13 protein-coding genes are annotated in these 10,814 nt (G+C 44.8%); 10 read left to right on the top strand and 3 right to left on the bottom strand.

What is annotated here, in order from left to right:
* Nucleotides 1-298 precede the first annotated feature (298 nt).
* From ACTQ3A_RS07530 to ACTQ3A_RS07485, 10 genes are all read left to right on the top strand, one after another.
* Nucleotides 299-469 (top strand): hypothetical protein, encoded by a 171-nt coding sequence (locus tag ACTQ3A_RS07530; RefSeq protein WP_441495280.1) that lies wholly within the window; start codon nt 299-301, stop codon nt 467-469.
* 413 nt (nt 470-882) lie between these two features.
* Nucleotides 883-1,335 carry a GNAT family N-acetyltransferase gene (locus ACTQ3A_RS07525; RefSeq protein ID WP_441495001.1) on the top strand — a complete coding sequence of 151 codons (453 nt, stop codon included), beginning with the start codon at nt 883-885 and terminating at the stop codon, nt 1,333-1,335.
* A 135-nt stretch (nt 1,336-1,470) separates the two neighbouring features.
* Nucleotides 1,471-1,908 (top strand): radical SAM mobile pair system MarR family transcriptional regulator, encoded by a 438-nt coding sequence (locus ACTQ3A_RS07520; RefSeq protein WP_441495002.1) that lies wholly within the window; start codon nt 1,471-1,473, stop codon nt 1,906-1,908.
* Nucleotides 1,905-2,594, top strand: coding sequence for a radical SAM mobile pair protein A (locus ACTQ3A_RS07515; RefSeq protein WP_441495003.1), 690 nt, complete (start codon nt 1,905-1,907; stop codon nt 2,592-2,594). Before ACTQ3A_RS07520 ends, ACTQ3A_RS07515 begins: the two co-directional genes overlap by 4 nt.
* On the top strand, nt 2,582-3,490 hold the full coding sequence (locus tag ACTQ3A_RS07510; RefSeq protein WP_441495004.1) for a radical SAM mobile pair protein B: 909 nt from the start codon (nt 2,582-2,584) through the stop codon (nt 3,488-3,490). Before ACTQ3A_RS07515 ends, ACTQ3A_RS07510 begins: the two co-directional genes overlap by 13 nt.
* A 579-nt stretch (nt 3,491-4,069) precedes the next feature.
* Nucleotides 4,070-4,336: a hypothetical protein gene (locus ACTQ3A_RS07505; RefSeq protein WP_441495005.1), complete on the top strand. Its 267-nt coding sequence runs from the start codon at nt 4,070-4,072 to the stop codon at nt 4,334-4,336.
* A gap of 194 nt (nt 4,337-4,530) precedes the next feature.
* Nucleotides 4,531-5,055 carry a GNAT family N-acetyltransferase gene (locus tag ACTQ3A_RS07500; RefSeq protein WP_090162423.1) on the top strand — a complete coding sequence of 175 codons (525 nt, stop codon included), beginning with the start codon at nt 4,531-4,533 and terminating at the stop codon, nt 5,053-5,055.
* 122 nt (nt 5,056-5,177) lie between these two features.
* Nucleotides 5,178-5,501: a hypothetical protein gene (locus ACTQ3A_RS07495; RefSeq protein ID WP_004613237.1), complete on the top strand. Its 324-nt coding sequence runs from the start codon at nt 5,178-5,180 to the stop codon at nt 5,499-5,501.
* A gap of 603 nt (nt 5,502-6,104) precedes the next feature.
* The gene (locus tag ACTQ3A_RS07490; RefSeq protein ID WP_441495006.1) at nt 6,105-6,734 is read left to right on the top strand and encodes an NAD(P)-dependent oxidoreductase; all 630 of its coding nucleotides are present in this window, start codon (nt 6,105-6,107) and stop codon (nt 6,732-6,734) included.
* 66 nt (nt 6,735-6,800) lie between these two features.
* Nucleotides 6,801-7,238, top strand: a complete 438-nt coding sequence (locus tag ACTQ3A_RS07485) for an Rrf2 family transcriptional regulator (RefSeq protein WP_441495007.1) — start codon at nt 6,801-6,803, stop codon at nt 7,236-7,238.
* A 243-nt stretch (nt 7,239-7,481) separates the two neighbouring features.
* Here ACTQ3A_RS07485 and ACTQ3A_RS07480 read toward each other — a convergent pair whose 3' ends face one another.
* Genes ACTQ3A_RS07480 through ACTQ3A_RS07470 form a run of 3 tightly spaced genes read right to left on the bottom strand, consistent with a single transcriptional unit; the run spans nt 7,482 to nt 10,773 of the window.
* A complete protein-coding gene (locus tag ACTQ3A_RS07480; protein ID WP_441476247.1) occupies nt 7,482-8,813 on the bottom strand; it encodes an MATE family efflux transporter in 1,332 nt (443 codons plus the stop codon).
* Nucleotides 8,813-10,174: an MATE family efflux transporter gene (locus ACTQ3A_RS07475; RefSeq protein ID WP_441495008.1), complete on the bottom strand. Its 1,362-nt coding sequence runs from the start codon at nt 10,172-10,174 to the stop codon at nt 8,813-8,815. Before ACTQ3A_RS07475 ends, ACTQ3A_RS07480 begins: the two co-directional genes overlap by 1 nt.
* Nucleotides 10,175-10,233: 59 nt before the next feature.
* Nucleotides 10,234-10,773: a nitroreductase gene (locus ACTQ3A_RS07470; protein ID WP_441495009.1), complete on the bottom strand. Its 540-nt coding sequence runs from the start codon at nt 10,771-10,773 to the stop codon at nt 10,234-10,236.
* Nucleotides 10,774-10,814 lie beyond the last annotated feature (41 nt).

Here is a 10,814-nt window from a genome sequence, read left to right as displayed (position 1 = left end):
CAAAGAAACTTCCCGTAGCCATAAAGTGAAAGCCAGCGCCTTGAGACGCTGGCCTAGCAACACGGGCTTATAGCCCGGACCGAACCACCCGTTTCACGGGTGGCGGCGATTTTTAGAAAAAATGTGAAAGTTGGTCTGGCGTGACTGTGGGAAGGCTATTTGGATGAATTTTTAACTGGCGAGACTGTAGCTTTGCTATTTTCGGAGGTTGTGACTGTGGAAAGGCTATTTGACCAGGAATAGAAAAAAGGCGATGCAGAATCATCATCTGCACCGCCTCCCATCGTGTTAATCCTCTTTGAAGTACGAGGCTATCAGTAACGAAGTGATGAATATGCTCGGAGAAAATCCGGCTACTGAATTAGAGGATATCAACCAAGAGATCGCTGACCTGCAGAAGGATATTCTTGTCGGAGTGAAAGCTCATTGGGATGTCACAGAGCTTGCTGAAAGGGTGCATGAGCTATGAAGCAGAAAGACAGAGATCGAAGCTGGGCGGACAGCAGAGAAACGGAATAAAGAACGAATCAATAACCTCCGTGAATCCATCGAGAAGTCAAAGGATAAGGTGCTCGCTTATGATGAGCTGCTGGTCCGAAACTTTATCAAGGGGATCAAGATCTTTCCCGATAAGCCTACCATCACGGTGATAGGCGGTGCACATGAAAACATCACAATTTAATATTGACAGTATTTTGCCGTCTCGGACTATCGGGACGGCTTTTCTGTTTTTCACGAATTCCAAACATGATATACTAAGTAACGAAATTGTGCTAACGAGAAATGAATATAATTGCTACTAATTTCAAAGCTGCTTGTAAGAAGACAAGATACGTATCCCAAGATATAAATCGGGATTTTTTTTTGGGGGGGGGGGTACAAATGGGAATCGTTTATAAAAAGCTAACTACCTCTGATCTGGAAGTATATATTCGAATGCGGATAGAGCAGTTGAGAGAAGAAGGGGCTAAAGAGGATATCGATTTGGCGCCGGCTCTGATGGATTATTACAGCAGACATATGGCAGACGGAACTTTTGTCTCATGGTTAGCATTTGATGGAGATACAATCATTGGAACCAGCGGTATGTCGTTTGTGGAAAAGCCTCCGTATTTTGGATGTCCTTCTGGCAGAATAGGGTTATTGTCAAGTATGTTTACGAATCCGGCATACAGACGGCGGGGTATTGCGAAAGAACTCCTTGATAGAGTTGTAAATGAGGCAAAATCATATGGCTGCGGCACAGTTCAGATTACAGCTTCTGAAATGGGTGTGAAGTTGTATACCGCATATGGCTTTGTGCATAATGATAACTTTATGCAGTATAAGCTGTAAACGGGAAGCTATATGCAAATTCCAGTTTACCGGGAAGTCGCCAAATCGGAATTTACCTATTAAGACATATAAACTCTTGGCAATAAAGCTCCTATATAGTATATTTTTAATAAACTACTATATAGGAGCTTTTGTATGGAAATGAATGGAGGATTTCTTGTCACCAAAATAAAACAGCTTGGAGACCGGATTTTCGAGAAGATCCTTAGTGAAAAGAATATTGATGAATTTAATGGAGCCCAGGGACGTATTCTTTATGTGCTGTGGCAGGAGGATGGTATCTCAATCAGGTCACTCTCGACTAAATGCGGATTAGCGATAACATCTCTTACTACGATGCTGGAAAGAATGGAAAATCAAGGGCTGATAAGCCGTGTTCAGTCTGAAACGGACAAAAGAAAAACACTCCTGTTTCTGACTGAGAAAGCACATGCCTTAAAGGGCGAGTACGATTCTGTATCTGATGAGATGGGCAGTATTTACTACAAAGGTTTTTCTGAGGAAGAAATTACCCAGTTTGAGGAATACCTCGACCGCATCAGAAAGAATCTTGAGGAGTGGCAGAAGTCATGAGTATTTGTATCAAAGATCAGATTCAGAACATGAATATCGTCATTGGCTGCACAGTGGGGTGTACATATTGTTATGCCCGCAACAACGTGAAACGCTGGCATATGATTGATGACTTCGCTGACCCTGAATTTTTTCCGGGTAAGCTCAAGATGATGGAAAAGAAACGTCCGCAGAATTTTCTTCTTACTGGGATGAGCGATCTCTCCGGATGGAAGCCGGAATGGAGAGACGAGGTATTTGCAAAGATCCGTGAAAATCCACAGCATCAGTTCCTGTTCCTTACCAAGCGACCGGATTTGCTGGATTTTGATACCGATCTGGAAAACGCATGGTTTGGCGTTACGGTGACGAGGAAAGCAGAACTGTGGCGTATCGACGCCCTTCGGAAAAATGTCAGAGCAAAACATTACCATGTTACCTTTGAGCCGTTATTCGATGATCTCGGCACAGTTGACCTTTCCGGAATCAATTGGATCGTTGTGGGCACCATGACCGGAGCTCAGAGCGGGAAGATTCATACGGAGCCGGAATGGGCATGGTCTCTGGCGGACCAGGCACATAGGCTCGGCATTCCGGTGTTTATGAAGGAAGACCTTGTCCTTATCATAGGGGATGAAAATATGATTCAGGAAATGCCGGAAGAATTTAATAAAGTGTTAGAGGTACAGAAATCATGGAAGAAGTAATAAATGGAATCCTCATTCGTGAGGTGGAAACAAAGAACATCATGACCAAGTCTAGTCTGCCGGTAGGTGGTTACTCGGTCAATCCCTATGTGGGCTGTACACATGCCTGCAAGTATTGCTATGCTTCTTTTATGAAGCGCTTTACCGGGCACAAGGAGGAATGGGGCACTTTCCTTGATGTGAAGCATTGGCCGGAAATTAAAAATCCGAAGAAATATGCCGGACAGCGGGTGGTCATCGGTTCTGTGACAGATGGCTACAATCCACAGGAGGAGCAATTCGGGAATACCAGAAAACTTCTGGAGCAGCTGATCGGCAGTGACGCAGATATTCTGATCTGCACAAAGTCGGATCTTGTGGTACGGGATATTGATCTGCTGAAGAAGCTTGGACGTGTAACCGTTTCATGGTCGATCAACACACTGGATGAAAATTTCAAGAATGATATGGACTCTGCTTCGAGCATTGAGCGCCGTATCTCTGCTATGAAGCAGGTATATGAAGCAGGTATCCGTACAGTCTGTTTCGTATCCCCGGTATTCCCCGGTATCACGGATTTTGAAGCAATCTTTGATCGGGTAAAGGATCAGTGCGATCTGTTCTGGCTCGAAAATCTCAATCTTCGAGGCGGTTTCAAAAAGACAATTATGGATTATATCGCCGGAAAGTATCCTGATCTGGTACCACTTTACGACGAGATCTATAACAAGCATAACCGCAGCTACTTTGAAGCACTTGAAGTAAAAGCTGAGGAAATGGCTAAGAAGTATGATTGTGCCTTTGTGGATAATGAAATGCCTTATGGCAGAGTCCTGCAGGGGCATCCGGTGATCGTAGATTATTTCTATCATGAGGAAATCCGTGGGACAGAGAATACCGGAAAAAGAAATCGCTAACTTCCAGTTCAATGTGTTTTGCAATGATGCTGATATAATTTAAGGTAATGGAGCAACATCATATTTTCGACCAATTTCCGAATAGCATGTTCCTACCTTGACCAATTCCCAGACAGCAAGAACCTACGTGATTATGTTCCTCACTGTCTCGGGGCATGTTGAGACCGTGGCTCTGCTAACAAGAACAAATTGACAGAGGGCAGAAAAAGCCCGTGTTTAAGCCATTTCTGCGGCATCCGTCTTTCTGAGAAGAGAGGCGGGTGCCGCATTTTCTTTTAGAAAAAATGTGAAAGTTGGTCTGGCGTGACTGTGGGAAGGCTATTTGGATGAATTTTTAACTGGCGAGACTGTAGCTTTGCTATTTTCGGAGGTTGTGACTGTGGAAAGGCTATTTGACCAGGAATAGAAAAAAGGCGATGCAGAATCATCATCTGCACCGCCTCCCATCGTGTTAATCCTCTTTGAAGTACGAGGCTATCAGCAATGAAGTGATGAATCTGCTCGGAGAAAATCCGGCTACTGAATTAGAGGATATCAACCAAGAGATCGCTGACCTGCAGAAGGATATTCTCCGCCGGAGTGAAAGCACATCGGGACATCACAGGACTTGCTGAAAGAGTACAGCAGTTAAGAAGTAGAAAGACAGAGATTGAAGCTGGGCAGGCAGTGGAAGAGCGGGATAAGGAACGCATCAAGGCTCTCCGCGAATCCATCGAGAAGTCCAAGGATAAGGTGCTCGCTTATGATGAAAAACTGGTTCGAAACTTTATCAAGGAGATCAAGATCTTTCCCGATAAGCTTACCATCACGGTGATAAGCGGTGCACATGAAGACATCACAATTTAATATTGTCAGTATTTTGCCGTCTCGGATTATCGGGACGGCTTTTCTGTTTTTCACGAATTCCAAACATGATATACTAAGTAACGAAATGGTGTTGATGAGAAATGGATATAATTGCTACTGATTTCAAAGCCACTTGGAAGAAGACAAGATACGTATACCAAGATATAAATCAGAAGTTGGAGGGATAGATTTCTATGATTATCAGATATGCAGAAGAGAAAAATTTTATAGAATTGCGACAGTTTTATGACGGTATGTGTAAAGTTTTGAGCGGAAAAGATTTTCTGCCGGAGGGAGATAAAGGTGGTTTCCCTCCAGATGAAATGATCAAAGATGCAATCAAAGAGAGAAATCAGTTTATCGGTATTGAAGATGGTCGAATTGTTGCAGCGTATATTATGAATCATGATCGTGATGAGGCGTATCACGCAGTTAAATGGCTTATTGATGCAAATGATAACGAGACAGTAGTTCTTCATGCCTTGCGTGTCCTTCCGGAATATGGAGGTCATGGATACTCGAAGCAGTTAGTTCAACACGCAATTGACACAGCAAGGGAAAGAAACCTTAAATCAATTCGTCTTGATTGCATAGAGGGAAATGATATTCCACAGAAAATGTATATGTCGTTTGGATTTAAGTATGTGGATAAGGTTGAAATCACATATGTTGATATTGGAGTACCGAGGAAGTTCCTCTTATATGAGTTTGTACTCTAATCAAGGCATAATAACAGTTATATCTTGAACATTGTACAAACAAATTCCCGTTTGTCGGGATGACGCAAAATCGGGATTTATCAGAAAATGAGGAATAGTTGAAATGGAGGCGCTATAATAACATGAAGATTGAAGGGAACCAGAAAGAACTGGATGCAATGGTAGAATTTCATAAGGGAAACCGTGTCGAGGGACTGAGACTGCAAGAAGAATTTGCAGCGGAATTTCGTAAGGAGTATAAAGACAAAGATCACTGTCCTTGCCTGAAAGCCTGTCGTTATCACGGAAACTGTAAGGAATGTGTAGCGATCCACAGAGCGCATCAGGAACATGTTCCTAATTGTATGCGACCATTGATTAATAAAAAATTGAAATTGATGTCAGAATTAACAGAGCATACCTTGGCAAATGAAATAGAAGCTCCACATGAGATTTTAAGAAAATAGGAAAGTCAAATTCCAGTTCAATGTGTTTTGCAATGTCGCTGATATCATTGAAGGTAATGGAGCATCATATTTCTGACAAATTCCCGAACAGCATGTCCCTACCTTGACCAATTCCCAGACAGCATGAACCAGTATGATTATTTTTTCTACTGTCTCGTTGCATGTTAAGACCGTGGTTCTGCTAACAAGAACAAATTGAAAGAGGGCTGGAAAAGCCTGTGTTTAAGCCATTTCTGCGGCATCCGTCTTTCTGAGAGGTGAGGCGGGTGCCGCGTTTTCTTTTAGAAAAAATGTGAAAGTTGGTCTGGCGTGGCTGTGGGAAGGCTATTTTGATGAATTCTTGTCAGGCGAGACTGTGACTTTGCTATTATCGGGGGTTGTGGCTGTGGAAATGCTATAACCGCTGGAGTATACAAACAGAGGACGGTACAGACATTATGCTGTACCGTCCTCCCTCTATTAATCGGATTCTCTTATTCGGCGTAAATAATCTGCAAAAACATGTAACATATGTATTGACAGGTTGGACCGGCGCTGCTATGATAAACATGTAATTACAGATATTACATGTTAGAACGAATCAAATTTAAGGAGGATTCTATTATGAAGATTGCGGTTGTAGCAGCAAACGGAAAAGCCGGTAAGCTGGTTGTCGAAGAAGCTGTACGTCGTGGTATGGATGTTACAGCTATCGTAAGGGGAGAAAATAAGACTGTTGCGCCCAAGACCATTACAAAGGATCTCTTTGATCTTACCAGCGAAGATCTAAAAGGGTTTGAAGTTGTTGTGGATGCTTTTGGCAACTGGACGCCCGACGCCATTCACCTCATCCCGGAGGCTACCGTTCATATGGCTAAAGTGCTCTCCGGCAGCGATGCACGCCTGCTGGTCGTAGGTGGAGCAGGAAGCCTTTATGTTAATCCTGAGCATACCAAGACAGTTGTTGATGTGACACCATTCCCAGAAGCAGCTATGCCCGTTGTAAATGGTCATGGAAAAGCACTTGAGGAGCTTCGTAAGTTTGACGATGTGAATTGGACTTATGTCAGCCCTGCCGGAGATTTTCAGGCTGATGGCGAAAGAACCGGAAAGTACATTCTGGGCGGCGAGGAACTGGTTCTCAACAGCAAGGGAGAAAGCGTGATCTCCTATGCCGATTATGCGGTTGCCATGGTCGATGAGATCGAATCCGGCAAGCACATAAAAGAAAGAATCAGCGTTGTAAGTGAATAACGATTCTTGTTACCTGCATTGACTTTTCTCCTGTAATTTCATATATTACAAGATGGAGGCGATGCTATGCAAATCTCAAGTAAGTTCACAATAGGAGTCCATCTTCTTGCGGTTATAGATTATCTGGGCGAAGATGAAAAAGTGACCAGCAATATTCTGGCGAGCAGCATAGGTGTAAATCCCGTCATCGTCAGAAACGTCATGGGAAACCTCAAAGAAGGGGGACTTATAAGCATCAGTCAGGGCAAAAGCGGGATATCTTTAACAAAAACTCCTGATCAGATCACCTTCTATGATGTTTACAAGGCTGTAGACAGCGTAAAAGATGACGAACTGTTCCACTTTCATGAGAATCCTAATCCGGAATGTCCGATAGGCAGAAATATTCATAAGGCGATGGATTCAAAATTGAAAAGAGTCCAGCGGTGCATGGAAGATGAAATGAGAAAGATTACCCTTGCCGATGTGATGACGGATATTCAAAATGAACTAAAGAATGAATAGTAAAAATGTCTCTAAGCCATCATGGTGTCAAACGGCGAATTGAGGGAGGTGGAAACAGCGCGATCTTTTCGGCGGCATCGCCTCCCCGACCGCGCGTTCGGATCTGCGAAAGCGCATTGCCGACGGCGTAACAGCAGGAACTCATCGGTTTGTTTCAGAACATCAGCAGCTCCTGATACTTTGAAGCAGGAATTTATCCGTCGCGGTGGAGTAAGGACGTTGTACATGGCTTTCGGGCCGCCGTCACGGGCCTGTGATTGCCTTGCGGTAAATGACAAGGGAAATGATCGCAGTAATCGCTTCCGTGATCCAAAACGCATTCCAGACGCCAACCGCTCCGAAAAACCTGCTGAGTAAAAACGCAGCCGGGATGATGACCACTACATACCGGCAAAGGGAAATCAGTAAGGAGGGAGTTCCTTTCCCAAGTCCCTCCAATGCGCCGGAAGATGTAACAGAAACCGCAGAGACGATAAACCCGGCCCCGATGATGCGTAAGGCGGTTTCCCCGGCCTGAATCGTCGCTTTTGTGTGGGTAAACAGCCCCATCAACTGTCCGGGGATCAGCAGACATATTACTGTCCCAAACACCATAATGATGCCACTCATGCACAAAACGATCTGATAAATCTGGCTGACCCGTTTGTGCTCCCCCGCGCCGTAGTTATAGCCAATCAGGGGGCGCATCCCCTGCACAATGCCATTCGCTGGCAGATAGATAAAGGTCTGCAATTTGTAATAGATTCCTAAAACCAGAATATACACTTCGGAATATGCCGCCAAAATCGCATTGAGCGCCGAAATCAAAAGAGACGGAAGCGCAAGATTCAGGGTTGCGGGAATGCCGATGGAGTATAGCTTTATTACCATCTTTTTGCTGGGCAGAATGTACTGCCTGCGAATATGCACGCGAATTGGCCGCACAAGATAGACTACAAGGTAAATCGCAAGTGTCAGAGTCTGCCCGATGCCGGTTGCCAGTGCAGCGCCTTCGATTCCCATTTCCGGGAATAGGCCATAGCCAAAAATCAGAACGGGATCTAAGACAATGTTTGTGATGCAACCGCACATCAGGCTTATCATGGTCGTTTTCATGTTTCCTACTGCCTGGAACAATTTCTCAAACACCATGCTGACGGTAACAATGAGTGTAAAGGCGAACGCAACGACAGAATAGCGGACGCCAAGTTCAATGACCGCTTCAGATGAAGTGAACATCCGCAGGAAAACCGGCATGATCGTAATACAGCAGACTGTCATAACAACGCCATGAATCACGGCAAGCACAAGTCCCTGCGTGGCGGCCTGATCCGCTTTTTCATGATCCCCAGCACCCAAATAAAAGGCGATTACGGCGTTGATTCCAACGCCATATCCAATTCCAACAGCATTGATAAAATTTTGAACCGGGTAAACCAGTGATAACGCCGTCATAGCTTCCTCGCTAATCTGTGCGACGAAAAAGCTGTCGATAATGTTGTATAGAGAATTAACCAGCATGGATAAAACCATAGGCAGGGTCATGGATAAAATCAGCGGTAATACCGGTTTTTCTTTCATGAAAGTGTCATTCATCATTTTCCTCCTTGGAATACCTTATGATATATTTTGCGGCGATGCCATGCCATCATCACAAGCGCAACGAGAAAAGTGGCGGTTTCAGCAACCGGAAATGCAAGCCAGATCCCGTTCAGATGGAACAATCTGTCCAGACACCATAAGGCGGGAACAAGGAAAAGCATCTGCCTGCATAATTGGATTGTCATGCTGAAGCCTACTTTTTCTGTGGCCTGAAAATAGGTGGAAATCATGGTGGAAAGGCCGCAAAACAGATAGCTTGCCGCCATTATCCGCATAGCGGATATTCCAAAGGAGCGCATGGCTTCCGACGCCGTAAATAATCCCAAAAGCTGCGCCGGAAAGAGAATGACGGTCAATGTTCCCAGTATCATCATACCGGAGACCAAAGCGGTTCCGTAGCGGAAAGCAGAGTGCAGCCTATCTCTGTTTCCCGCACCGTAGTTAAACCGCATAATAGGAAGACAGCCCTGGATCAGCCCGTTGACCGTCATGACAATCAACTGCTGCACCTTAAAATACGCACCGAAGAAAGCGATTGCCGTATCGGAATAGGCGACCAGAAAAAAGTTTACAAAAGTCACCATAAAAGAACTAAGGGCATTCATAATAAAAGACGGCAGTCCAAGGGTGAAAATACGGCCAATCAGCCACTTTTGCAAATGAAATCCTTTGATCTTTATCTGCACTTTCTGCTTTTTGCCCAGCAGCAAGGCAAATGCCAAAATCATGGATAACAAATAGCCCGCAACAGTAGCCACCGCAGCGCCACGGATTCCCATAGCTGGAAAAACACCAATACCAAAAATTAGGAGTGGGTCAAATACAAAATTAACGACCACTCCTGCAATCTGGAACCACATAGGCGCAACCATGTTCCCAGTAGCCTGTATCATTTTCTGGATTGCGATATGCACCATGTTTGGAATTTGCATGAACGAACATACGCTCATATAGTCAAGACTCAACTGATAAATTTTTTCGTTATTGGTGAATGCCCCAAAGTAGGGTTTCATAATCAGTAATGACAGAAGATTGAGCAAAGCACCAATTCCAAAGGCCAGTAACAATCCATGTGTGACGGTGGTATTTGCCTCATCCTGCTTTTTCTCCCCAAGATACCCTGCAATCAGTACATTCACGCCGACACCGATCCAGATAGACGCCGCATTCATCAGTGTTGTAATCGGGAATGACAGAGAAACAGCCGTTAGTGCATTCTCACTCAACCGCGCTATAAACGCACTGTCTATCAGATTATAGGAATATTGCAGGAACATGGAGATTAGCGGCGGTATCGACATTTGCCAAATGAGCCTTCCAACAGGAGCAACCGCCATTTTATTATTGGTCTGCATACTTTCCCTCCTCTCCACAAATTGTCCGGTGCAAAAAAATTGCGCCAGACAGCGGAACATTAAATCCGAACAATATAGTTTTGTTTGCGTGCTGCGTGCTGACCGGCTTCCTGGGCCGGATAACCCAATGCAATCGCCCCGACGCCACGCAAGGTTTCCGGTAGCTTCCACTCCCGCAGAAGAGCCTTGCCGCTTTCACTGTCAAAAATCTCACGTTCCCGATGTACCCATACGGTTCCCAGGCCAAGGGCATGGGCAGCGAGCATCATATTTTCAAGGACGCAGCTTCCGTCCTCAACAAAGGTGCTTGCGGAGCCATCTGCCAAAACCAGTATCACGACAGGTGCGCCATAATAAGGGTCTGTGTTGCTCCCCATCACTTCTGCGTTTAGTTTTGCAATCTCCCGCCTATATTTGGGGTCTGTAATTGCAATGATGGTTGGAGATTGATGTCCTCCGCCGGTAGGAGCGTAAGTCCCTGCTTCCAGTACAGCGTCCAAAGCCTTGGAAGGGACGGGTTCCGATTTATAAGCCCGTACACTACGGCGCGTCTTGATAAGAGACAAAAAATTTTTTTCCATAAAGATATAGTCCTCCATTCTGCTAATACTTCCGAGATACAGGCAACAAAAAAACCACA

The organism is Bilifractor sp. LCP21S3_F8 (genome assembly GCF_052117805.1).
Classification (GTDB): Bacteria; Bacillota; Clostridia; order Lachnospirales; family Lachnospiraceae; genus Bilifractor.
The sequence above is the reverse complement of the archived record's forward strand: the minus strand, read 5'-3'. Positions and strand labels throughout refer to the sequence as shown.